Annotated in this window: 19 protein-coding genes; 10 read left to right on the top strand and 9 right to left on the bottom strand. The window is 68.4% G+C overall.

The features are described 5' to 3' along the window. Positions 1–65: 65 nt before the first annotated feature. From BM417_RS03090 to BM417_RS03065, 6 genes are all read left to right on the top strand, one after another. Positions 66–1,190, top strand: a complete 1,125-nt coding sequence (locus BM417_RS03090; protein ID WP_093588171.1) for a DegT/DnrJ/EryC1/StrS family aminotransferase — start codon at positions 66–68, stop codon at positions 1,188–1,190. Between the two features lie 220 nt (positions 1,191–1,410). Then, complete coding sequence (locus tag BM417_RS03085; protein ID WP_245821645.1) at positions 1,411–6,114, top strand: DUF4082 domain-containing protein; 4,704 nt, start codon at positions 1,411–1,413, stop codon at positions 6,112–6,114. Between the two features lie 7 nt (positions 6,115–6,121). Beyond that, positions 6,122–6,769 carry an acetyltransferase gene (locus BM417_RS03080; RefSeq protein WP_093588169.1) on the top strand — a complete coding sequence of 216 codons (648 nt, stop codon included), beginning with the start codon at positions 6,122–6,124 and terminating at the stop codon, positions 6,767–6,769. Beyond that, on the top strand, positions 6,766–7,848 hold the full coding sequence (locus BM417_RS03075) for a DegT/DnrJ/EryC1/StrS family aminotransferase (protein ID WP_093588571.1): 1,083 nt from the start codon (positions 6,766–6,768) through the stop codon (positions 7,846–7,848). Before BM417_RS03080 ends, BM417_RS03075 begins: the two co-directional genes overlap by 4 nt. Then, complete coding sequence (locus tag BM417_RS03070) at positions 7,845–8,405, top strand: acyltransferase (protein ID WP_093588168.1); 561 nt, start codon at positions 7,845–7,847, stop codon at positions 8,403–8,405. The genes BM417_RS03075 and BM417_RS03070 overlap by 4 nt, the downstream gene beginning before the upstream one ends. 108 nt (positions 8,406–8,513) lie before the next feature. Next, on the top strand, positions 8,514–10,118 hold the full coding sequence (locus BM417_RS03065) for a hypothetical protein (protein ID WP_093588167.1): 1,605 nt from the start codon (positions 8,514–8,516) through the stop codon (positions 10,116–10,118). Between the two features lie 311 nt (positions 10,119–10,429). Here the strand turns inward: BM417_RS03065 and BM417_RS03055 are convergent, their stop codons facing one another. From BM417_RS03055 to BM417_RS03045, 3 genes are all read right to left on the bottom strand, one after another. After that, positions 10,430–10,792, bottom strand: coding sequence for an Imm1 family immunity protein (locus BM417_RS03055; RefSeq protein WP_093588165.1), 363 nt, complete (start codon positions 10,790–10,792; stop codon positions 10,430–10,432). Between the two features lie 442 nt (positions 10,793–11,234). After that, on the bottom strand, positions 11,235–11,981 hold the full coding sequence (locus tag BM417_RS03050) for a maleylpyruvate isomerase family mycothiol-dependent enzyme (protein ID WP_093588164.1): 747 nt from the start codon (positions 11,979–11,981) through the stop codon (positions 11,235–11,237). A gap of 12 nt (positions 11,982–11,993) precedes the next feature. Further along, entirely contained in the window at positions 11,994–12,872 is an 879-nt protein-coding gene (locus BM417_RS03045; RefSeq protein ID WP_093588163.1) for a helix-turn-helix domain-containing protein, read from the bottom strand. A 131-nt stretch (positions 12,873–13,003) separates the two neighbouring features. On the opposite strand from BM417_RS03045, the gene BM417_RS03040 reads away from it, so the two are divergent. Next, positions 13,004–13,954: an NADP-dependent oxidoreductase gene (locus tag BM417_RS03040; protein WP_093588162.1), complete on the top strand. Its 951-nt coding sequence runs from the start codon at positions 13,004–13,006 to the stop codon at positions 13,952–13,954. 94 nt (positions 13,955–14,048) lie between these two features. Here the strand turns inward: BM417_RS03040 and BM417_RS03035 are convergent, their stop codons facing one another. Further along, positions 14,049–15,230 (bottom strand): HNH endonuclease signature motif containing protein, encoded by a 1,182-nt coding sequence (locus BM417_RS03035; RefSeq protein ID WP_177320250.1) that lies wholly within the window; start codon positions 15,228–15,230, stop codon positions 14,049–14,051. A 178-nt stretch (positions 15,231–15,408) separates the two neighbouring features. Here BM417_RS03035 and BM417_RS03030 point away from each other — a divergent pair, with 178 nt between their 5' ends. Then, positions 15,409–16,260 (top strand): helix-turn-helix domain-containing protein, encoded by an 852-nt coding sequence (locus BM417_RS03030; protein ID WP_093588160.1) that lies wholly within the window; start codon positions 15,409–15,411, stop codon positions 16,258–16,260. After that, positions 16,235–16,411 (top strand): DUF397 domain-containing protein, encoded by a 177-nt coding sequence (locus tag BM417_RS03025; RefSeq protein ID WP_093588159.1) that lies wholly within the window; start codon positions 16,235–16,237, stop codon positions 16,409–16,411. The genes BM417_RS03030 and BM417_RS03025 overlap by 26 nt, the downstream gene beginning before the upstream one ends. Here the strand turns inward: BM417_RS03025 and BM417_RS46570 are convergent. Next, entirely contained in the window at positions 16,395–17,723 is a 1,329-nt protein-coding gene (locus BM417_RS46570; RefSeq protein ID WP_143138474.1) for an O-antigen ligase family protein, read from the bottom strand. The genes BM417_RS03025 and BM417_RS46570 overlap by 17 nt on opposite strands. Then, on the bottom strand, positions 17,702–18,559 hold the full coding sequence (locus tag BM417_RS46565) for a YveK family protein (RefSeq protein WP_143138473.1): 858 nt from the start codon (positions 18,557–18,559) through the stop codon (positions 17,702–17,704). Before BM417_RS46565 ends, BM417_RS46570 begins: the two co-directional genes overlap by 22 nt. Positions 18,560–18,696: 137 nt before the next feature. Between BM417_RS46565 and BM417_RS03015 the strand changes: the two genes are divergently transcribed. Next, a complete protein-coding gene (locus tag BM417_RS03015; protein ID WP_093588158.1) occupies positions 18,697–19,662 on the top strand; it encodes a TolB-like translocation protein in 966 nt (321 codons plus the stop codon). A 16-nt stretch (positions 19,663–19,678) separates the two neighbouring features. Here the strand turns inward: BM417_RS03015 and BM417_RS03010 are convergent, their stop codons facing one another. Genes BM417_RS03010 through BM417_RS03000 form a run of 3 tightly spaced genes read right to left on the bottom strand, consistent with a single transcriptional unit; the run spans position 19,679 to position 23,516 of the window. Then, positions 19,679–20,872, bottom strand: a complete 1,194-nt coding sequence (locus BM417_RS03010; RefSeq protein ID WP_093588157.1) for a rhamnosyltransferase WsaF family glycosyltransferase — start codon at positions 20,870–20,872, stop codon at positions 19,679–19,681. Then, on the bottom strand, positions 20,869–22,533 hold the full coding sequence (locus tag BM417_RS03005; protein WP_245821644.1) for a lipopolysaccharide biosynthesis protein: 1,665 nt from the start codon (positions 22,531–22,533) through the stop codon (positions 20,869–20,871). Before BM417_RS03005 ends, BM417_RS03010 begins: the two co-directional genes overlap by 4 nt. Next, on the bottom strand, positions 22,491–23,516 hold the full coding sequence (locus BM417_RS03000; RefSeq protein ID WP_245821643.1) for a glycosyltransferase: 1,026 nt from the start codon (positions 23,514–23,516) through the stop codon (positions 22,491–22,493). Before BM417_RS03000 ends, BM417_RS03005 begins: the two co-directional genes overlap by 43 nt. Between the last annotated feature and the right edge of the window lie 99 nt (positions 23,517–23,615).

Genomic DNA, 23,615 nt, shown 5'->3' with positions numbered 1-23,615 from the left:
GACCGTCAGGTCCGCGTGCGCCCCGGCGCACGCCAGTGAAAGGCAGCAGAGCTTTGATTCCGGTTATGCGGCCGTTGCTCGGCGAAGAAGAGGCGCTCGCCGCCGCCGAGGCCGTCCGGTCCGGCTGGGTGGCCCAGGGTCCTCGCGTCCGGGAGTTCGAAGAAGCGTTCGCCGCCTCCGTCGGCGCGCAGCACGGTGTCGCGGTGTCCTCCTGCACAACGGGTCTGCACCTCGCCGTGCACGTCCTCGGCATCGGCCCCGGCGACGAGGTCGTCGTGCCGTCGCTGTCGTTCATCGCCACCGCCAACGCCGTGCGCTACACCGGCGCCACCCCCGTCTTCGCCGACGTCGAGGTGGAGACCGGCAACCTGAGCGCGTCCACAGTGGAACCCGTGCTCACCGAACGAACACGCGCGGTCATGGTCGTGCACCAGGCCGGTGTGCCCGCGGACGTCGACGCGCTCAAGGCGTTGTGCGAACCGCGCGGCATCGCGGTCATCGAGGACGCGGCCTGCGCCGCCGGCTCCACCTACAAGGGCAAGCCGGTCGGCACGGACGCGCTGCTGGCCGCCTGGTCGTTCCACCCGCGCAAGCTCCTCACCACCGGTGAGGGCGGCATGGTCACCACCGACGACCCCGAGTGGGCCGTCCGGCTCAAGCGCCTGCGCGAGCACGGGATGAGCGTCTCCGCGGCGGACCGCCACAACGGCGGAAGTGCCGCCATCGAGCAGTACCTGGAGACGGCGTTCAACTACCGGATGACCGACATCCAGGCCGCCGTCGGCCTGGTGCAGCTGTCCAAACTGGACGCGATCATCGCCCGTCGCCGTGAGTTGGCCGCCCGCTACCAAGAGTTGCTCGACGGCGTCGTCGAGACCGTTCGTGACCCTGAGTACGGAACGACGAACTACCAGTCGTTCTGGGTCTGGCTGCCCGAGGGCGCGGACCGTCAGGAAGTCCTTGCGGGTCTTGCCGAACGCGGCGTGAGCGCACGGCGCGGAATCATGGCGTCACACCTCGAACCCGCCTACGAGGGCCATCCCAGCGTCGCGCTGCCGGTGACCGAGGCCTTCACGGCCCGGACGCTGATCCTTCCGCTCTTCCACGACATGACGGAGTCCGAACAGGACACGGTCGTGTCAGCGTTGTCGGAAACTCTCCACACACTCCATCTGACCGTACGTGGTTGAAAGATAAAGATTGAGCCAGCACCGGAACATTTTTGTGTTGACACGTAACAGTTTTAACGAGCTCGCCGACGTTCGGAGTAGCAGCCCTGTGCTGTCCAGCGTAGTGCGCGGATCACACACGGTAACTCCGTCCGAGAGGTGAAACCCAATGGTGGCTCAGCAGTCGCGTCTCGTGCGGGTGCTTGTGATCACGGCATTAATCGCATCGACGATGTTCGTGATGGGGGTGTTCAACGCCCCCAAAGCCAACGCCGCTCCGTGTGACTTCCCGGTCACGAACAAGGTCGCGTGTGAGAACACGCAGACCGGTGCGGACAACTGGCAGGCGCAGTACCGGGACGACGCGATCCTCGGGTACACAACGGACATCAGCTACAACATCGGCCAGACCGTCAGCTTCAAGATGCTGACGTCGGCCTCCTCGTACAAGCTCGACATCTACCGGATGGGCTGGTACGGCGGCAAGGGCGCCCGGCACATGGGCACGGTCACCCGCAACACACCGCAGAACCAGCCACCATGTCTGCGGGACGCGCCGACCGCGCTCATCGACTGCGGCAACTGGGCCGTGTCGCTCACCTGGAACATCCCGTCCACCGCGGTCTCCGGCATCTACTACGTGCGCATGACGCGCAACGACACCGGCGTCGAGAACGAGATGGCGTTCGTCGTCCGCGACGACAGCTCCACCTCGAAGGTGTTCTTCCAGACCTCCGACGCCACCTGGGTCGCGTACAACCGCTACGGCGGCAACAGCCTCTACTTCGGTGACGGCCCCGGTCAGGGCGGCAGCTCGTACAAGGTCAGCTACAACCGCCCCTACACCGGCGGCGACGGCGACGAGAACTTCATCTTCAACGCCGAGTACCCGATGCTCAGGTTCCTGGAGCGCAACGGGTACGACATGAGCTACACGACCGACGTGGACTCGGCCCGCCGCGGCAACCTGATCAAGAACCACAAGGTCTTCATGGCGGTCGGCCACGACGAGTACTGGTCGAACGAGCAGTGGAACAACGTGATGGCGGCCCGCGACGCGGGTGTGCACATGGCGTTCCTGACGGGCAACGAGATCTTCTGGAAGACCCGCTACGAGAAGAGCATCGACTCCTCGCAGACGGACTGGCGCACGATCGCCTGCTTCAAGGAGACCAAGGGCGCCCAGAACGACGGCCTGAACGACTGGACCGGCACCTGGCGAGACCCTCGCTACAGTCCGCCCCAGGACGGCGGCAGACCCGAGAACGCGTTGCTCGGCAACATGTTCACGGTCAACGGCCGGCGTGACGACTCGCTCCAGGTACCGGCCGCGTACGGCAAGATGCGGCTCTGGCGCAACACCGACCTGGTGAACCTCGCCGCGGGCAGCACGTACACGTTCCAGCCCGGCACGCTGGGCTACGAGTGGAACACCGTCTACGACAACGGCTTCCAGCCCGCCGGCGTCGCGCAGATGTCCCGCACGACGGTGAACCTCGACGGCTACTACGGCCTGAAGAACTACGGCGACGAGTACGGCTCGGGTCCCGAGACGCACGCGATCACGTACTACCGCGCGCCTTCCGGTGCGCTGGTGTTCGGTGCCGGCACGGTGCAGTGGGCGTGGGGCGTCGACGACGAACACGCGTTCCCGACCAACACGCCGACCTCGGACAAGCGGATCAAGCAGGCGACGGTCAACTTCCTCGCTGACATGGGCGTGCAGCCCTATCAGCTGTGGGCGGCCGACCAGCTGACGATCTCCGGTGCCATCAACGACAACGCGGCACCGGGCGTGCAGATCTCGACCCTCCCGGCGCAGTCGACGGTGGGCCAGCCCTACACCTTCGGCGGCACGGTGATCGACGCGTCCGGCAAGGTCGCGGGCGTCGAGGTCTCGACCGACGGCGGCACCCGCTGGCACTACGCCAACTGGCAGGCCGGCCAGACGTCGTGGAGCTACACGTACACACCGTCGCAGTCCGGCACGGCACAACTCAGGGTCCGCGCGGTCGACGACTCGCTGAACCTGTCCACGCCCGTGAGTGCGACTCCGAACGTGGCCACCAGGACCTGCCCGTGCGGCATGTTCTCCGGCCAGGAGGTTCCGAAGGTCGCTTCCGCCAACGACAGCTCGCAGCTGGAGCTCGGCGTGAAGTGGAGGGCCGCGAGCAACGGTTACGTCCGGGGCGTCAAGTTCTACAAGGGCACCGGCAACACCGGCACGCACACCGGCAGCCTGTGGTCCTCCACCGGTGACCTGCTCGCCACCGGCACGTTCACCAACGAGAGCCCGACGGGCTGGCAGACACTGCTCTTCCCGTCGCCGATCGCGGTGAACGCGAACACGACCTACGTCGTGTCGTACTACACGCCGACCGGGCACTTCGCCTACGACACCGGCGGGTTCTACCAGCAGCAGGCGTACATGGAACCCATCACCGGCCTCAAGTCTGGTGTGGACGGTCCGAACGGCGTGTTCCGCTTCGGCACCGGCTTCCCGAACCAGACGTTCGACAACACCAACTACTGGGTCGACGTGGTGTGGGCGACGGACCCCGGTCCCGACACCCGCGCGCCGATCCAGAACGCGATGAGCCCGGTCACCAACGCCGGTTCCGTCGCGCTCAACACCACGGTGTCCGGCACGTTCGACGAGAACGTGACCCTCAGCTCGGCGCAGGTCACGGTGACCGGCCCGGCCGGCGCGGTCACGGGCACCAAGTCGATCTCGAACGACGCCCGCACGATCATCTTCACGCCGTCCGCACCGCTGGCGGCCGCCACGGCCTACACCGTCACCATGAGGGCGGCGGACGCGGCAGGAAACCTGTCCTCGCAGTCGAACTGGACGTTCACCACAGGCTCGCCGCGCCCGGCGACCTGCCCGTGCACGGTCTGGGACGACTTCGCGGCACCGGCGGTGGTCGACGCCGGTGACACGAGCCAGGTCGAGGTCGGCACCAAGGTCCGCTTCGACGGCAAGGGCGAGGTGCTCGGCGTCCGCTTCTACAAGGGATCCGGCAACACCGGTACGCACACCGGCTCGCTGTGGACCTCCACGGGTCTGCTGCTCGCGACCGGCACGTTCACGGCGGAGACCACGTCCGGCTGGCAGAAGCTGATGTTCAACTCGCCGGTCCAGGTGCAGGCGAACACGACGTACATCGTCTCCTACAACGCCCCGAGCGGCCGGTACTCGGTCACCTCCGGCTACTTCAACGGCCAGGAGGCGAGCTACCAGTCGCTGCACGCGTTGCAGAACGGCGCGGACGGCGGCAACGGCGTCTACAAGTACGGCACCGGTTTCCCGAACAACTCCTACAACGCGACGAACTACTGGGTCGACGTCATCTACCGCAACGGCCTCAACGGTGACACCACGCCGCCGACGATCACGAACCGCACGCCGGCCGTGAACGCGACGAACGTGGGCCTGCAGAGCGCTCTCACGGCGACGTTCAGCGAGCCGGTCGACCCCGCGTCGGCGCAGATCTGGCTGAAGGACCCGAAGGGCGCCAAGCTGTCCGGCTCGGTGTCTCTGTCCGGCGACCAGAAGACGGTCACCTGGACGCCGTCCGCCAAGCTCGTGTCGGGTACGCAGTACCAGGCGCACGTGGGCATCGCGGACGTCAACGGCATCGCGATGACGGCGGCCGCGGAGTGGAACTTCACGACCACGACGACGCCGACCTGCCCGTGCTCGCTCTTCAGCGCGGCGACGGTGCCGGACGAGACGTCCGCGGACGACTCGGGCGCGTACGAGCTGGGTGTCAGGATCACCCCGACCCAGTCGGGCCAGATCACCGGTGTCCGCTTCTACAAGGGAACCGGCAACACCGGCACGCACACCGGCAGCCTCTGGAACGCCAACGGTCAGCGCCTCGCCACGGGCACCTTCACGGGTGAGACCGCGACGGGCTGGCAGACGCTCACGTTCGCGCAGCCGGTGATCGTCAGCTCCGGCCAGACCTACACCGCCTCGTACACGACGACCACCGGGCACTACGCGGTGAACGCCGGGTACTTCGGGACGGGTCCGGTCAACTCCGGTCCGCTGTCGGCACCGCAGGAGCTCAACGGCGTGTTCGTGCCGGGTGCGGGCTTCCCGACGATGACGTACGGCTCGGGCAACTACTGGGTCGACGCCCTCTACCAGCCCAACGCCGACAACGTCGCTCCGGTGGCGCAGTCGCACACGCCGTTGACCGGCGCGAGTGACGTGGCCCTGAACTCGACGGTCACCGTGTCGTTCGACGAGCCCGTGGATCTCAACTCCGCGCAGTTCGACGTCACCGACCCCGGTGGCGCGAAGATCGCCGGCACGCGGGCGCTCTCGCCGGACAGCAGGATGATCACGTTCACGCCTGCCGCCAGGTTCGCGGCGTCCACTGTGTACTCGGTGAGCGCCAAGGCCGCGGACACGTTCGGCAACATGATGGCCAACCCGGTCACGTGGTCGTTCACCACGACGACGACGCAGACCTGCCCGTGTTCGTTGTTCAGCGCGGCGACCGTTCCGACGGTAACTTCGGCTGATGACAACGGCGCGTACGAGCTGGGCGTCAAGTTCACGTCGAGCACGAACGGGCAGATCACCGGCGTGAAGTTCTACAAGGGCGCGGGCAACACCGGCACCCACACCGGGTCGCTCTGGTCCGCGGACGGCCAGCGCCTGGCCACCGGCACGTTCTCCGGTGAGACGGAGTCGGGCTGGCAGACGCTGACGTTCTCGTCGCCGGTGTCGATCACGGCGAACACCACCTACACCGCCTCGTACACGACCACCACGGGTCGCTACGCGGTCAACGCGGGCTACTTCGGCACGGTGACGTCACCGCCGCTGACCGCCTCGCCGTCGGCCGGTGTGTTCGCGGCCGGGTCGGGCTTCCCGACCTCGACCTACAACGGTGGCAACTACTGGGTGGACGTGGTGTTCGGGTGATGCACGGGTGACCGCACGGCCACTGCTGTTCATCGGGGCAGGTGGACTCGCTCGCGAGACTCTCGCGGCGGTCCGCCTCCTCCCGGAGACGTGGAAGCCCCTCGGGGCGCTCGACGACTCCACCGCCCTGCACGGCACCTCGATCGACGGGGTGCCCGTGCTGGGCGGGCTCGACCTCCTGGCTGATCACCCGGAAGCGGCCGTCGTGCTGTGCATCGCAAGCGCACAGCGGTCGCTCGTCCGGTTGACCGTGGCTCGCAGGCTCGACCTGCCGGACGAGCGATGGGCGACCATCGTGCACCCGGCCGCGGTCACCTCCGGTGCTTCTCTGGGCGCCGGAACGATTCTGCTCGCGGGCGTCGTCATCACGACCCCGCTGTCGATCGGGCAGCACGTGGTGGCGATGCCCCAGGTGCTGATCACCCACGACGACGAGGTCTCGGACGGCGTCACGTTCGCCGGCCGCGCGTCGCTCGCGGGTTCTGTGCACGTCGGGGAGGCCGCGTACCTGGGACAGGGAGCCATGGTGCGCGAGGGCGTGAAGATCGGCGCCGGTGCCGTCATCGGCATGGGAGCCGTTGTCCTGCGGGACGTTCCCGCAGGAGAGACGTGGGCCGGCGTGCCGGCCCGCCCGTTGCGTGGGGAGAGCGCGTGATCGAGATTCCACTGGTGGACCTGCGTGCCCAGCACGAGCAGGTGGCCGACGAGGTGGCCGACGGCTGGGCCGAGGTGCTCAAGACGACAGCCTTCATCAACGGCCCCCAGGTCGCCCGGTTCGAGTCGGAATTCGCCGCCTACCAAGAAGTCGCGCACGCCATCGGTGTCGGCAACGGCACCGACGCCATCGAACTGGCGTTGCGCGCGCTGGGCGTCGGCCACGGCGACGAGGTCGTGCTGCCCGCCAACACCTTCATCGCCACGGCCGAGGCCGTCGCCCGCGCCGGTGCGACGCCCGTGCTCGTGGACTGCGTGGACGACACGCTGCTGATCGACGTCGACCAGGTGTCCTCTGTGGTCACTTCGCGCACCAAGGCCGTTGTGCCGGTGCACTTGTACGGCCAGGCCGCGCCGGTCGAACTGCTGCCGCACGGCCTTCCGGTCGTCGAGGACGCCGCGCAGGCCCAGGGCGCACGCCGCAACGGCGTCGCCGTCGGTGGCCTCGGTGTCGCCGCCGCGACCTCGTTCTACCCCGGCAAGAACCTCGGCGCGTACGGCGACGGCGGCGCGGTGCTGACGACGTCCGACGCGATCGCCGAGTCGGTTCGGTTGCTGCGCGAACACGGTTCGCCGCGCAAGTACGAGCACCCGGTGCTCGGCTTCAACAGCCGCCTCGACACGCTGCAGGCCGTGGTGCTGTCCGCGAAGCTGCGCCGCCTGGAGGGCTGGAACCAGGCCCGCGGCGCCGCCGCCCAGCGCTACACCGAACTGCTCGCCGACGTCGAACGTGTGCGGGTTCCGGTCGTCCTGGACGGCAACCTGCCCGTCTGGCACCTCTACGTCGTCCGCGTGCCGGAACGCGACCGCGTGCTGTCCGCTTTGCACGCCGCGGGAATCGGCGCCGGCATCCACTACCCGACGCCGCTGCACAAGACGGGCGCGTTCGCGCACCTGGACGGTTCGTTCCCGGTGGCGGAGACTTCGGCCGCGGAACTGCTGTCGCTGCCGCTGTTCCCGGAGATCACCGAGGCCCAGCAGACCCGCGTGGCCGAGGCACTGAAGGAGGCGCTGCGATGACCGGCGTTCGTGTGCACCCCAAGGGTTTGTGCGAGTCCGAGGACGTGGGCGACGGCACGCGCGTGTGGGCGTTCGCGCACGTGCTGCCAGGCGCGCGCATCGGCCGTGACTGCAACATCTGCGACGGCGCGTTCGTCGAGTCCCGCGCGGTGCTGGGCAACAACGTGACGGTCAAGAACGGCACTCTCGTCTTCGACGGCGTGACGTGCGAGGACGACGTGTTCCTCGGGCCGAACGTGTTGTTCACCAACGACCTGCGGCCTCGTGCGCACGTCAAGAAGACCGGCGACGCGCTGGAGACCACGCTGGTGCGCCGGGGTGCGACTCTCGGTGCTGGTGCGATTGTCGTGTGTGGCACGGAGATCGGCGAGCACGCGTTCGCGGCGGCCGGTGCGGTGATCACGCGCTCGGTGCCCGCGCATGCGTTCGTGGCGGGCAACCCGGCGGTCGTGAAGGGCTGGGTCTGCGCGTGCGGTGTGCGGCTCTCAGATGACTTCTCCTGTCCGGAGTGCGGTATCCGGCACGAGGAGACGCCGGACGGCCTGAAAGCCGTCTGACAGCGTTTTGAGCACGACAAGGCCGATGCCTCAAACCCGAGGTGCCGGCCTTGTCGTGTCGGGTACGATCCAGTTCATGATCAAGCGAATCGAGTTCTTCTCCGCCCGGTGAGCGGCGCATGGCCGGACCTCGTTGACCAGGGGGTCGAGGAACGCCGGCAGGCACTGAGCGCACTCCTGCGCGACTTCACAGATCTGAGTCGGCTGCACGACAGGTGCACCCGACTCGCGTTCTACGACTACGACGTCCGTGCCGTGCTGCGTGAACTGGACCCGTCACCACGCCTGGTGAACGCGGCCAGGCAGCTGCTGACCAGCACCGACCAGCGCGAGATCGTCCTCGGTCTGGGGCTCCTGACCGGTCACGCCGAGCCGGCCGACATCCCCGTGGTCCGGACGCTCGGGCTGCAGGAGTTCGCCGCCTCACAGGCCGTTCGCGTGCTGCTGGAGATTCCCGGCGCCGAGAGCGACGCCATCTGGGTCGCCGACCGGTCACCGGGTGTCCGCAGGGAGGTGGGCGATGCCTTGAGGGGGCACCCGGACCAGGACGTCTGCCGCTGGGCGTGCAGGAACTCCTCCGGCTATTTGAGGCACATGCGAGAGAGAGCGGGCAAGCACGAACTCCGTGCGCTGCTCGACCTGGCGCACGTGGATGACGAGTTGTGGGACCACCTCGGGACACGCCTGCTCTACCTGAGCAGCCAGGACCTGTCCTCCCCGTTCGGCTACCTCCCGCACGACACGACGGCTCTGCGGCGCTGGGTGGCGCTCGCGGGGCAACGACTGGCCACAGTGGACCGTGCGGTGCTGCTCTGCTCCCTGGCGGAGGAACTGGTGTCCGGTTGGGCGGCCGTGGTGGTCCGCGACCTGCGCGACGGCCTCGTCGCCGAGATCAGGAGCCTGCTGACCGCCTGGAGCGATGTGCTGACGGACGTCGCCGGAAGCGACGGCCGCGCGGCGTGGGTGCTCCGGCAGACCCCCGGGCTGAGCGTGCCGTCCACCCGGTTCGCGGTGCGGATCGTGCCGCACGCACCTGAACCCACAGGTGGTGTGGAGGCCAGGATCCTCCTCGACGGCACGCCGATCTACGCAGCGTTGTTCCAGGGAGGCTTCTCCGGCCCGCCGGAACGGGTGATCGACGGAGGCCGGCTCCAGGCCACGAGCGAGCGGAGGGAGATCCTTCTCGACGACTACGACGGCACCAACCTCTACGTCACGATCGTGCGTGAGGGCGCGGAAGTCGTGTGGAAGGACTGGCGCTGGGACGTGCGATCCGATCGGCTTCCGGGCGAGTTCCGGTTCGACGTCGGCGAGTACGACCGGGAGGTGGCGCGAGCGGAGGCGGACCGCACCTGGGAATGGCCCGCGAGAACGGTGGCCCGGCTGGTCGAACAGCGGCTACGGGCTGATCCGACGATCCTGGGCCGGTGGGACTGCGGACCTGGCTATTGCCACAGCGCGAGAGAGGTCCACGACGCCGCGAGCCTGGACTTCACCTATCCCGCCGACGCGCGGTGGGGAGACCCGTCGGTGACGTTCCGGCTCGGCATCGACGTCGGCGACCGCGATCCAGAGGTGGTCGCCGATGACGTCATCGCGATGTTGTGCGCCTCTGATCCGAGACAGACGGTCGAGATGGTGGGCGTCGACAGCAAGGCCGGTGCCGAGCACTTCAACCTCGTCCACCGCCCGTCGACCCTCAAGTTCTACTGATCATGACGGTTCCCAGCTGATGAGCCGGGCGAACACCTTCGCGTCGCCCTCCAGCTTCAGTTCCTCGACGGGCTTGCGGCCGTAGAAGGCCAGCACGAGTTCGTTCGCCGTGCCGCTGAGCGAGGCGTCGGCGGTGCCCGCGATGTCGCCGACTCGGGCGCCGTCACGCGCCGGGAACGTCTCTCGGTGGCGTGGTAGTCGACGATCGCGGGCTCGTGCGGCTGTCAGACGATCTGTCGTGTCCTGAGTGTGGAATCCGGCACGAGGAGACGCCGGACGGTCTGAAGGCCGTCTGAGCAGCCTTTCGCGTGTCAGAAAGCGTCCGCTTCCTGCCACTGAACGCAGTCCGGACGCACGCCGGTCGACTGGAACTCGCGCAACGCCTTGCCTGCCAAGGACAGCGGCAACACCGCATCGGCGGGAAACTCCCTGCGGCTGTCGACGTCGCGATACAACGTCGGCGCGTCACCGGCAGGCTCGTCGGCGCGCGTCATCCAGATGCCTTCAACACCCTCAGCAGTCGGTCCGAAGTAGAGCATCGCACCGACCTCACCCCCGTGGGCGACACCGATCTTGAACATGCGGTCGGGGATTTCGGCGAGCCCGCGCGTCGGCAGTTCGGGTGCGGAAACCTGCGTCGGGTGCTCGCCGTCCGGCTCGCCGCCGCTCTGCACGAGGTCGCTGTACCCGTCGTCGTCGAAGTAGAGACCGCTCGTGATGTGGGTGGGGAACGCTCGCGCGCTGCTGCTCGCCCCAGGACAGCTCGGGTTCCGGCGCAGCTGTGCGGGGACGAGGCAGGTACCCCCACCTGGGCATCCTTTGCCGGAGATCCGTCGCCCACCAGCGCGGAGACAATGCCGGCGATGCCCTTCTGGGCGGCGTCAAGGCGCTCCAGAAGCTCGGCGACGACGGGCTTGACCTGGGCGAACTGTCCTACGGTCTGCTCGATTTCCGCGGTCAGACCGTAGGAGCCTTCGCCCGCTGTTCTGATCAGGCCGGCAGCGTCTTCGGCGAGTTCTTCCTCCGCCACCAACGGCCCCGCGGCAGCAGCGGCTTTGTCAGCCGCGTTGCGCAGCGCGTCTCCCACATCTCCGAGCGACGCCACACAGTTCCCCTTCAGGCGGGCTCCCAGGCCACGAGCCGGTCGAAGACGCGCAGGTGGTCGCCCTCGCCCTTCAGGTCGTCCGCGGTCTTGCGGCCGTAGAAGGACAGCACGAGGTCGCTCGCCGTGCCGCTGAACGACGCGTCGGCGGTGCCTGGGACATCACCGAGTCGGGCGCCGTCGGCGTCGAGCGTCACGCGCCAGGAACGGCCCTCGGTGGCGTGGTAGTCGACGATCACGGGCTCGTGCGGCCACGGTGACCTCGTCGCGACGCAGGTCGTCTGGAACTCCTCCACGCCGTCGAGCGCGACCTCGGCCGGCAGCGGCTGCGGGGCGCCGATGGTGAGCTGGGCGTCGTAGGTGTGGACCGCGATCTCCTGGAGCTGGTGGCGAGCGGCGGTGCCGGTGGTCCTCGGCGACTGGAAGTCGCTCCACCACGCCCAGCAGCCGCGGTCCGGGCCGGACTCCTTCAGCGCTTCCACCAGCAGCCGTGACGACTCGGTCATCCACGCCACCAGGTCCTCGCGCGGTGCCTCGACCGGCGTGCGGGCCGGGGGAGCGTCGGCCGGGCCCGCGGCGACGATCTCCGCCCACTTGCGGCGGCCGTCGCCCAGGTGCTGGACCAGGTCGTACAGCGTCCAGCCTGGGCACGACGGCACCGGTGCGTCCAGATCAGGGGCGGAGGCGATGGCGGTCGTGAAGGCGGCGGTCCGCTCCTCGATCAGTCGCAGAAGGTCGGGGAACGCCAGGTTGGTGTGCACGGCCGCTGTCTATCACCGCGCCGAGGTGGCCGCCCACTGATTTTGTGAGGGTCGCTGGTCGAGCATGCCCGCTAGCCGGCGAAGGCGTTCGTCGTCCTGGCTGCCCGGCTCGGCGGTGTACACGATGAGCACGGGGCCTGGCGCGCCCGGCATCGGATAGGCGTCCCAGTCCAGGTTCAGCTCCCCGACCAGCGGGTGGTCGACGCGCATCCGGCCGCGTGTCGTGTCCTCGACGTCGTGGCGGGCCCACAGCGTCGCGAACTCGCCGCTGCGCGCCTTCAGTTCGTCCACCAGTTCCGTCGCTCGCGGGTGCCCCGGCTCGGCGGAGACCTGGGCCCGCAGCATCCCGGTCAGCTCGGCGACCGTGGCCGCGCGGTCCGGGCACGCCTGGTCGGCCTCCGGGTGCAGCAACAGCGCCAGCAGGTTCCGTTCCGCCTGAGGCACCTCGGTGAACGCGCCCAGCAGGGCACCGGCCAGCGGGTTCCAGGCCAGCACGTCCAGGAAGCGCCCGACGACCAGCGCGGGCGAGTCCGTCGCGCGCAGCAGCCGCAGCGTGGTCTGCGGGACCTCCTCCGGCGGGTACCGGCGGCCGGCCCGGACGGGGGTGCGCGCGGCGGCCGCGAGGCTGTGCAGGTGCCGGGACTCCTCGGCGGAGAAGTTCAACGCGCCGGCGATGGCGTCGAGGACCTGGTCGGACGGGCGCACGTCGCGGCCCTGCTCCATGCGCTGGTAGTAGTCCGGGCTCACCCCGGCCAGCAGGGCCAGTTCCTCCCGGCGCAGCCCCGCGACGCGCCGCCGCGGACCAGGCTCCAGCCCGACGTCCTGCGGCCGCACCCTGGTTCGCCGGGTCCGCAGGAACTCGGCCAGCTCACGGCGGGGATCGTCGGTCATCTGGCCAGTATGCCCGCGGCGTGATCGACGAAGGTGGGTCTGGCAGACCCAGGACGAAGCGAACGACCGAGATCACGCGAGGAGACCCCAGGATCGGTGGCACACCAGCCGATCACAGGAGGAAACACGACATGAAGGCCGCACAGATCACGAGCTTCGGAGCACCGGACGTCCTTCGGCTCGTCGAGGTCGACCGGCCCTCTCCCGGTACGGGCGAGGTCCTGGTGCGGGTCGAGGCCGCCAGCGTGAACGGACACGACACGATCGTGCGGGCCGGTGGGCTGAAGATGGTGTCGGGCCGCACGTTCCCGATCGGTGTCGGCCTGGACTTCACCGGCGTCGTCGTCACGACCGGCTCCGGCGTCGAGAGCTACCGCGCCGGGGACCGCGTGTGGGGCATGGTGCACCCCCGCCAACGGCACACCGTCGCGGGAGCGGCCGAGTACGTCGTGGTCGCCGCCGACCGCATCAGTCCCGCTCCGGCGGGTGTGTCGGCGGTCGAGGCGGCGTCCCTGGTCGTCGCGGGCAGCACGGCGCTGATCGCGTTGCGCGACAGCGTGGGACTGGCCGAAGGTGAGCGGGTCCTGGTCCGGGGCGCGGCCGGCGGCGTGGGCACCGCGGCCGTGCAACTGGCCCACGCGATGGGCGGCCACGTCACCGCACTGGCCCGCGACCGCCACGCCGAGGCACTCCGTGGTCTGGGGGCCGACGTGGTCCTGGACCACGGCACCACCACCCCGGATCAGATCGGACCGTTCGACGTCATCGTCGACACGGTCGGCTCCGAGTTGCCGCGGTATCGCCGCAGGCTCGCCAAGGGCGGCCGGATGGTCACCATCGCGCTCTCCGGCCCCGCCCTGGCCGCGATCGCGATGTCGAGCGTCCACGGCTCCCGGCGCATCCGCACGTTCAGCGCCAATCCCGGCTACGCCGTGCTGGACGACCTGGCCGACCACGTCACGTCCGGCGCGCTCCGCCCCGTGGTGCACAGCGTGTATCCGCTGACCGACATCGCGACCGCGCACGAGGCCTTCGAACGCGGCGGCGTCCTGGGCAAGCACGTCATCATTGTCTCCGGCTGAGGTGAACGCACAGGTCAGGCGCCATGGACAGTGGGGCGGCGGAGTTGGTGGGTGGCACAGCTCGGCCGAGCGGGCCGTGAGGGCTGGGTGCGGGTCAGGCGACTGCGTGGATCTGGTTGTGGCGTGGTGTGCGGTGGGGGTCTACGTAGGCCGGTGGGCGGTAGGCCGGCATGCCGTTGGCCATGTGGAGTTGCCAGTCGGAGTAGTGGACCAAGTCGTGGTGGCGGCGGCAGAGCAGAGCCAGGTTGCCGAGGTCGGTCCTGCCGCCGTTGGACCAGTGCTGGATGTGGTGGGCTTCGCAGTGGCTGGGTGGGCGGTCGCAGCCTGGGAAGGTGCAGCCTTTGTCTCTGGCGATGAGGACTCGGCGCAGGCCCGCGTTGATGGTCCTGGTTCTGCGGCCCACGTCGTGGACCTGGGAGCGGGTGCCGAGCAGCATGGGGATGACGGCCGCATCGCAGGCGATCTTGCGGACCTGGTGCATCGGGATCTGCTCGCCGTTGTCCAGGCGGGCGGTGCCGATGCCGGTCCGGAGCTTGTCGTAGTCGAGGGTGACGGTGAGCTGGACACGTTCGCCGCCGCTGATGTGCTGATGGCCGGCGCGCATCGCGAGGTCGATCACTTCGCAGAACGCGTCGCCCTCGCGCTCCGGCGCGAAGCGGAGGTCGGCGGGTCCGGGCTTGGCCAGCGGGTCGATCAACGCGTCGAGCTTGGCGCCGGTCTCGGCGTCCACGTCGGCGAAGAGGTGGTAGCGGCCGCTCTTCCACTGACGGCGCACCACGTTGCGCGGCTGCGCCGGCTCGGGATCCTTCGGTTCTGGGCCGTCCTGATCCAGGCGGTAGGCGAGCTCCTTGTAGAACGCCTTGGCCGATCGGGGTTCGTGCTGCTGGGCGTAGTCGACGAGGTGGACCTCGGCGATGGCGGGCAGACCTGCCATCGCCTCTGCCACCACGTCGATGTGGTCCTCGGACAGATCTCCGGTGGCCATTGCCGCCGCTGCCAGCGGGAGCATCGGCTCCACCTTCGCCCCGCTCGGGGTCACGGCCGGGCACAAAGCCTTGGCCTGCGCGAGTTTGCGGCGTGAGAGCCTGGGATCCCAGCGCAGCGTGTGCTTGAAGAGTTCGATCAGATCCTTGTAGCCCAACGACTCCGCCGCGCCCTGCTGATCCAGTGCGCCGACGATCTCCAGCACCTGGAACTGAAGCTGGTGCAGCGCACGGACCTTCCGCCTGAGCTCGTCGAGGAGCTCAAGCGGGGAGGCGAGACCGAGGGCTGACATGCGTCCATCGTGGCATGAACATGTGTTCGAATTCCATTCCACGATGGGGTGAAAGGGCAGGTCAGGCCCTATGGCGCTATTTGTGTGCCGTATCCCTCTGGATACGTGACGCATCTGCTCCGTTTTCACCCGAACGAGCCGTTCTTTGGAGTTACTTCAACGGTTACGGTCCAAGAGCATGACTGCGATCATCTCTACTGCGTACAGCCGGGATCTGGGCGACGAGCTGCGCAGGTTGCGGGAGAACAACACCAGCTTCGGAGGCCGTGCGATGGCCGTCCAACTCGGGTGGGACCCGAGCAAGGTGTCGAACATCGAGACCGGCAAGGCCAGGCCCACCGAGGTCGACCTCGCCCAGTACCTGGCGACGTGCGGTAAAGGCATCGAATTCCTGCAGGACTTCGCCGATCGGTACCGCCACGCCTTCGACCTGTACTTCGCCCAGGTGCCAGAGAACCTGCGCACGCTCGCCATGGTCGAGGCGATGGCCACCAAGATCTTCAGCTACGAGATCTTGTCGATCCCCGGCCTTCTCCAAACAGAGGCTTTTGTGCGCGCACTGTTCAGGCACGCCGGTTGTGAATCGCTGGAAGCCATCGAGAAGGGCGTCGAGGTCCGCATGGAGCGGCAGAACATCTGGCGGCGCCCCTACCGCCCGGAGTGCGTGTTCTACGTGCACGAACTGGCGCTGCGGTTGCGAGTCGGCGACGCGAAAACCATGGAAGACCAGTACCTCCGCCTGCTCTTCAACGCGGACTTCGTACGGATCGTGCCAGCGGACGAAGTCGGCCTTGCGCTCAAGACGCCGCTCCAACTGTTCGAGTTCGGCAAGGCGTCGCCACTGGCCTACACGGAGACCGATCTGGCGAAGGTGTTCGCGCAGGAGCCTTCAGCCGTCGCGTCGAGCAGGAAGTTCTTCGAGCGGTTGGATGCGGCAGCCCTGGATGCGGAACAATCTCGGAGCATGCTGGCGGAGTACGTCAGCGGACTTCGAGAGGATCTTCATGATCACCGAACGGACCTGGCGTAAGAGCTCCTACAGCGGCAGCTCAACTGACAGTGCCTGTGTCGAGGTCGCCTTCGCCGACGACGCGTTGGTGCGGGACTCGAAGAACGCGAGCGGCGACGTCCTCGCGTTCTCCGCCCCTGCCTGGCAGAGCCTGCTCAGCTGGCTGGACTGACCTCGGCCGCCTTGCGTTCGGCGGCCTCCTGTCTGGCTATGCGCAGCAACGCCCCGGACACGCCTATCAGCATGAACGTCATGCCGGTCGCGACGCTGAACGCGAGCTCGTCGAACGTGGCGGCGCCCAGAGCGGACGTCAGCATCGCGGCCACCAGGCACATGGCGATCCCGCGCACCCCCTCGTCCTTCGACAGCGCGCGGGCCCGCAGCGCCGCGAAGATGCCGCCGAGGAACAGCAGGACGAACGCGATCAGGCCCAGGTAGCCGTTCTCGATCATCGTCAGCAGGTACTGGTTGTCGAGGATCGTGTACTTCGAGGGCAGGAACGTGCCGAAACCGCGGCCCAGCCAGGGATGTTTGGCGATCTCCAGCCACGCGCCGTCGTAGTCCTTGGTGCGGCCCTGGAACGACGGGTCGTCCTCGATGTTGGAGAACATCGAGGTGACCGTGCCGAACAGGCCCGGCACGACGACGGAGGCGCCGCCCAGGAACACCGCGCCGACGCCGAGCAGCGGCAGGCCGCGTTCGCGGGGGAGCAGGATGGCCATCACGATGCCCGTCACCACAAGGCCGATGATGGCCGTGCGGGACAGCGACAGGATCGCCATCAGCGCCAGCAGTGACAGCGCCATCCACCAGCGGCCGACGGGTTCGCCCTTGTCCTTCGCCTGGAACACGAAGTGCGCGGCGAACGGCACGCCCAGCACGCAGACCAGGCCGAACTCGATCGGGTGGTTCACGGTGCCGGCCGGGCGGAAGAAGATCGACCTCGACTCCAGCGCCGAGTAGCCGTTGTCCTGCACGCGCAGGCCCGGCAGCGTGATGTACGAGGCCAGGTCGAGGCCCAGTCCGAACTGGAACAGGCCGACGAACGCGCTGACCGTCAGACACGCCACCATCACCCGCAGCGCGCGGCTCAGGCGTTCACCGCTGCGGACCGCGTCGACGATGAACACAGCGAGCGCCGCCATCGACACGACCCGGATCAGGGCCGAGTCCGACACCGACAGCTCGTCGATCGGCAGGTAGCGCCGCGTCGCGAGGGCGTACGTCATCAGGTGCAGCATCACGTAGATCGCGAGGACCGTGCGGACGGCGTTGCGGCCCTTGGCCATGCCCAGGTGGTCGACGAGGTGCGCGGCGAACCACACCACGGCGAGGCACATCGCCACGAACAACGCCGGCGGCAGCGTGATCGGGACGAACGCGATCGTGAACCGGGCGGGGACGACGAGCAGCGCCACCATGTAGAAGATGAGCAGTGTGGCGCCGTCGGCTCGCTGGGCGGTCAGTCGTCTTTCGTCGGCCATGCTGGGTCTGGCTTGGGTGCGGCGATGATGACGGTCTTCTGGTGCGCGTTCGGGATGCCCTGGGGCATGGGCCGCTGCGGTGCGCCGCCGTTGCCGTTGTGCGGCGGCCCCGGACGGATCGGCGGAACGGGCTGCGGCGTCGTCTCCTTTTCGGACGGTGCCGGGTCCTTGGCGTCCTTGCCGTCTTTGGCTTCCTTGTCCTTGCGGCGCTTGGCCCTGAGCAGGATCGAGTCGGCGGCGAACGTCGAGGCGAGCGTCAGCAGCAGCAACACGACCGTGGCCGCGCCGACGTACCGGACCTTGCCGCCGATCTTGGCCGACGCCGTCGTCGGCTTCACGAGGATCTGCGCGGTGATGAACGTCTGTTCGGGCGCGTTCAACGCCTTCTGCTGCGCCGCGAGCTCGGCCACGGTCTTCTCGAGCACCTTGCCGACGAGGCCTTCCGCCGACTCGGCCGAGTCCGACTCGGTCGTGATGAACAGCAGCGGGCCGCCGACCGGGCCGGTGTTCGCGGTGTAGACGGACGTCGAGCCCTTGCCCGCCAGTTCCTCCGCCGTCTTCGGGTCGCCGAGCACCTGGGTGAGGATCTGCGCGGTGGTCGTGAGGCTGCCGTCGAACTGGAGCAGCGGGTTGACCCTGACGACGTCCTCGGGCTTGGTGTTCGCCGTGTACCGGCCGCCTGCCGCGGGGGAGGTGAGGACCAGCACGCCGCTCGACTCGTACCGGGTGGGTACCGAGATGTAGACGTACAGCGCGAGGATGCCCGTGAGCAGCACTGCGGGGAGGGCGATGTACCACCGCCGCCGCAGCACTCGTACGGTTCCCCAGAAGTCCATCAAAATCCCCGATCCGCGGCTCGGTATTGCGAACGCAATGTTCGTAGGGTATCGCCTGCTTTGAAAATCGGGGTGAGCTGCCAACTGTTACAGGCCGTAGCTGTACGGCGATGAACAGGTGGAAACCAGGAGGCAGCATGCGTGCAGGACGTCTGACCGTGACCGTCGCGGCCATTCTCGTGGTCATCGGCGGGACAACGGCTTACGTCGTCACGGCGGCCACCGACGCGAAGCAGTCGGGCGGCACCGAACAGGTGACGCAGGCCAAGGTCGGCGATCTTCTGTTCGTCGACCTCGCCGGTGGCCAGAACCGTGTCGAGAAGCTCGCCGACGGCGGCGCCCGCACCCAGACGGAGCTCGCCTGCCAGCGGTTTTACGCCGCCGGCGGCACCAGCGTGTGCCTCAAGCTCGCCGGTCCCGGCCCGACCTACGCGGCCGAGGTGAGTCGCGGCGGCAAGCCGGTCAAGACCATCGCGCTGCCCGGCATCCCGAGCCGCGCGAAGGTGTCGCAGTCCGGGAACGTGGTGTCCTGGACGAGTTTCGTCACCGGCGACTCGTACTCGGTTCCCGGCGGCTTCTCCACCCGCACCGGATTCTTCGACGTGCGCACCGGCGAGACCGTGGAATCGCTCGAACACTTCGCCGCCACTGTGGAGGGTGCTCTGCTCACCGCGAGTGACGCCAACTACTGGGGTCTGACGGTCGGTTCCGATGACAGGACCTTCTACGCGACGCTCGCGAGCGGTGGTTTCACCTGGCTGGTGAAGGGCGATCTGACGACCAGGTCCGTGACGTCGTTGCGTCGTGACGCGGAGTGCCCGTCGCTGTCGCCGGACGGCACGAAGGTCGCGTACAAGAAGCGCATCGGCCGTCTCGGGCCGTGGGACCTCGCGGTGCTCGACCTCGCGACCAACACGGAGAAGCGGCTGCCCGGCACGGCCGGCATCGACGACCAGGCGACGTGGCTCACCGAGACGGAGCTCGCGTTCGCCGCGGTGCCCAAGGACGCCAAGCTGCCCGCGGTTCACGTGGTGCCCGCGGACGGGTCGCAGAACGCCAGGGTGCTGATCACGGACGCCACTTCGCCGTCTCCGGTCATGTGAAGAACGTCCTCGCGAGTCATGTGGCGAGTTCGCGGCGGAGCACCTTTTCCAGTTCATGGCCTGCCGCATCCCAGGAACGTCCCTCCACACTGGACGCGGCCGCACGGGCGACCGCGTCGAAGTCCGGCGATGTGACCACTTCGGACAAAGCACGCGCCAGTGAGTGCGGGGTGGGTGTCGCGTACCGGACGTGGTCGTTGTCCAGGACCACGCGGTTGAAGTGCGCGTCGTTCACCACGGGAACGCAGCCGGCCGCGAGCATCTCGTGCGGCACGAGGGACACGTTGGTCATCGACAGCGACAACCCGGCGAAGCAACGGTTGTAGATGGCGTTGAGGTCGTCGGGCGTGACCAGGCCGTGGTCGACGAACTGCGGCCCGAGATCGCCGATCTTCTCGCCGTAGACGTGGATCTTGAGGTCCGGGTGCTTCTCGGCGAAGACCTCCAGCGCGAGCACGCCGAGCTCGAACGCCCTGCGCGGTGCCTTGCGCCGGGCGTAGAAGACGATGCCGTCACGCTTCTCGTCGCCGAGCTTGTACCTGTCGGCGTCGCAGCCGAAGTCGAAGTGGTCGGCCGGCATGCCGTGCTCGTCGCGGACCTTGTCGGCGAGGAACCTTCCGGCGGTGAAGCCGTGCATGCCCATCCGGTACGTGTTCTCCGCCAGCGCGTAGAGGCCGCCGGACGGGTAGAACCACGGTTCGTAGTCCTGCACGAGGTAGAACCTCTTGCCCGCGCACGGGTCGTTGAACGCCGGGTACGCGGTGATCCACGCCGTCGCGAAGACAGCGTGCGCGTCCGCCATGCCGTCCGTCACGTCGTGGATCGAGCCCTGGAAGAACGGGAACGCTTCCCTGATACCGGGTTCGAGGTCGGCGACGGTGTTGCCGAACGTGTCGTACAGGTAGAGCTTGCACTGGTGGCCGAGCGACTCCAGATGCCGGATGAGCCGGAACATCGTGGTGTGGCCGCCGGATCCCTTGGACGGGGGAGTGGTGACCCAGTTGACGACGAGCTCGCCGTCCTGGGGGATCGGCGGGATCACCACGGGCTTGCGCGCCTCGACGTCGGCCTTGCGGACGTCTTCGAGGCGCACGGGCAGTTCCTCGCCCTCGGCGCCGAGCCTGCGGGTCGCCGCGGTGAGCAGGCGCACGCCGAGCTGTTTCGCGCCCTGCTCGCGGACGATCTTCGTGACCTGCCTCAGTCGCCTCACGCGTCGGCCCTCTTCTTCAGCACCGCAATGATTTCGTGTCGCATGGGGAACACCACGAGCGCGTAGGCGAGGCAGGACAGCGCGCCGCCGACGAGGATCTGCAGCAGCTCGCTGTCGATCATGTTCCGGACCGCGAGCACGACCGCGACCATCAGCACCCCGCCGAGGAACGGCCGGAGCAGCCTGGTGCCCAGCGCGCCGGCACGGATGCCGTAGGGCTTGAACGTGACCAGGTACGCGGGCGTGATGATCAGGACGGCGACGATCACGTGGGCCGCCGCGACCCCGCGGATGCCGTCGAAGTGCGCGCCCAGTGCCAGCAACGGCACCAGCGCGACGAGCCAGACCACGTGGATCACGAGGATCGCTCGCGACCGTCCGGCTGAGGCGAGGAAGTCGTAGCCGAGCTCGAGGGCGACCCGGACCGCGCCGAGCAGCACCAGCAACGCCAGCGCCGTCGCCGCGGGGGCCCAGCGCTCGCCGTAGACGACGCGGATGAGCGGTTCGGCCAAGGCGGCCAGGAGAACGCACGCGGGCACCGTGACGAGCGCCAGGAGGCCCAGCGCACGGCCGAACGACTTCTGGAACAGTTCGGGATCCTCGCGGACCTTCGAGAAGGCGGCCAGCGACACGCTTCTGACCGGGGCGCTGAACGCCGCCACCGGCCAGCTCGCGAGGTTGAACGCCAGCAGGTAGAAGCCGAGCTGGACGGTGCCGAGCATCGCGCCGACGACGATGTAGTCGACGTTCATCACACCGAAGATCAGCAGGCTCGATCCGGCCAGCGGCAGGCCGAACGCGAGCAGTTCCTTGGCCTGCACGGCGTTCCAGCCGGGCCGGAACCTGTCCTTGGTCAGCCAGAACATGATGACCGCGGCGGAGAGGTTCTGCGCGATCCGCTGCCACGCGAGGCTCCACGCGCCGAAGCCCATGAACGCCAGCACGACCGCGACGGCCGTGCCCGCCACGAAGGCGGCGGTGTCGGCGTAGAACTTGTGGTCCTGCCGGAAGTTCCGCTGCATCATCGCGCCGGGCACCGCGGTCGCGCCCGCGACGATGAGGGCGATCGACATGAGCTGGATGACCCCGGCGGCCTCCGGCGCGTCCATGGCGTTGGAGAACCACGGAGCGCCGACCGCGCAGATCAACGCCAGCAGCGTGCCGGACGCGAGGGACAGCGTCGTGACGGTCGGCGCCATCTCCTCGATCGGGCCGTTGTGGCGGACCAGGGCGGCGCTGACGCCGAGCTCGGACACGCTCAGCACGATGTTGAGCACGACCAGGGCGACCGCGAAGACACCGAACTGCTCGGGCGCGATCAGGCGCGCGAGCAGGATGCTGATGCCGACGGCGGCGAGTCGTTGCAGCAGTGAGTTGATGGCGCTCCAGCGGATCGCCGAGGAGACGCGGCCTTCCAGGCCGGTGGTGGGTGGGGTGGGGGAGTCGTCGGTCGCCACCCGCCCCGGCTGGTCCGCGGAATCGTCGGCCGCCGTCACCACTCGCCCCTGCCGGTCCGTCGAACCGCCGGCCGCCGTCACCACTCGCCCCTGCCGGTCCGTCGAACCGTCGCCCGCCGTCACCACTCGCCCCTGCCGGTCCGTCGAACCGTCGCCCGCCGTCACCACTCGCCCCGCCACTTCCACCGCTGCGTCCCGATCCACAACTTCGCCCTCTTGAGGGCGTGCGGGGCGAGGAAGAGTTGCGTGCGGTTCAGGAAACGCGGGCTGAACTTCTTGCGCCGCTGGAGTGCCTTGTACTCCGGCAACTCCTCGAGCCGCGGGTAGGTCTCGCGGGCGAAGTCGAGGAGTTCCTGCTCGGTGCCGTCGAGCTGGTCCCGGTCGTGCAGCCGGACCGCGCGCCACAGCGCGTCGCCCGCGATCGCCTTGTGCGCCAGCGTCTTCAGTCGCGCGGGCAGGCTCGGGTTCTGCTCCAGCACCAGATCGAACACGTCACGGCGTTGCTCCAGATCGGCGAACACCGACTTGAACGTCGTGCGCATCATGGAGTTCTCGTGCACCCGGTAGTACGCGCCGGGCTTGCCGCTGACGTACCCGATGTCGGACACCGCGGCGATGCGCAGCCACATCTCCAGATCACCCGCGTGGGGGAGGTCCGAGCGGTAACCGCCGACCTTCTGCTGGATCTTGGTGCGCACCACGACCTCCGGCGAGGAGATCACGTTGCGGCTGCTGCGGAAGCGGTTCTCGATCCAGTCCTCGCCGCGCCAGACCCTCGACGTGGTCGGAAGCTGAGTGACCCTCGGCAACGCGTCGTGGTCGCTGTAGTAGACGACGCGGCCGTAGACCATGCCCACTTCGGGGTTCTGCTCGAAGACCTCGGCCGCACGCTGGAGCGCTCCCGGCGCCAGCAGGTCGTCCGCGGACAGCAGCACGGTGTAGTCGGCGCTCGCCCAGTCCAGCAGGCCCTCGTTGTAGGTGGCGATGTGCCCTTTGTTCACCTCGTGCCGGTAGCCCTCGACGCGCTTGTCGGCGGCCATCAGCTCGGCCATCACCTCAGGGGTGTTGTCCGAGGACGTGTCGTCGATCACAAGCACCCGCACGTCCACGCCTGGCTGGTCGAGGACGCTGCGGACGCAGGCGGGTAGGAAGTGGGCGTAGTTGTAACAGGGGATCACGACGTCCACTGTGGGAAGCGTTGGCACAACCTCACTATCGGTGTGGGTTCACATTCGTTAGCCCCGCAACGTTTTGGGCCCATCGGGCGATGTAGGCGATGACCGGAG

The organism is Lentzea waywayandensis (assembly GCF_900115955.1).
Lineage (GTDB): Bacteria > Actinomycetota > Actinomycetes > Mycobacteriales > Pseudonocardiaceae > Lentzea > Lentzea waywayandensis.
The sequence above is the reverse complement of the archived record's forward strand: the minus strand, read 5'-3'. Positions and strand labels throughout refer to the sequence as shown.

Excerpts from the sequence above, each read along its gene's own strand:
- BM417_RS03030 (WP_093588160.1), top strand. The coding sequence starts at position 15,409 with ATGACTGCGATCATCTCTACTGCGTACAGCCGGGATCTGGGCGACGAG.
- BM417_RS03025 (WP_093588159.1), top strand. The coding sequence starts at position 16,235 with ATGATCACCGAACGGACCTGGCGTAAGAGCTCCTACAGCGGCAGCTCA.
- BM417_RS03015 (WP_093588158.1), top strand. The coding sequence starts at position 18,697 with ATGCGTGCAGGACGTCTGACCGTGACCGTCGCGGCCATTCTCGTGGTC.
- BM417_RS03040 (WP_093588162.1), top strand. The coding sequence starts at position 13,004 with ATGAAGGCCGCACAGATCACGAGCTTCGGAGCACCGGACGTCCTTCGG.
- BM417_RS46570 (WP_143138474.1), bottom strand. The coding sequence starts at position 17,723 with ATGGCCGACGAAAGACGACTGACCGCCCAGCGAGCCGACGGCGCCACA.
- BM417_RS03085 (WP_245821645.1), top strand. The coding sequence starts at position 1,411 with ATGGGGGTGTTCAACGCCCCCAAAGCCAACGCCGCTCCGTGTGACTTC.
- BM417_RS46565 (WP_143138473.1), bottom strand. The coding sequence starts at position 18,559 with ATGGACTTCTGGGGAACCGTACGAGTGCTGCGGCGGCGGTGGTACATC.
- BM417_RS03070 (WP_093588168.1), top strand. The coding sequence starts at position 7,845 with ATGACCGGCGTTCGTGTGCACCCCAAGGGTTTGTGCGAGTCCGAGGAC.
- BM417_RS03045 (WP_093588163.1), bottom strand. The coding sequence starts at position 12,872 with ATGACCGACGATCCCCGCCGTGAGCTGGCCGAGTTCCTGCGGACCCGG.
- BM417_RS03090 (WP_093588171.1), top strand. The coding sequence starts at position 66 with ATGCGGCCGTTGCTCGGCGAAGAAGAGGCGCTCGCCGCCGCCGAGGCC.
- BM417_RS03035 (WP_177320250.1), bottom strand. The coding sequence starts at position 15,230 with ATGTCAGCCCTCGGTCTCGCCTCCCCGCTTGAGCTCCTCGACGAGCTC.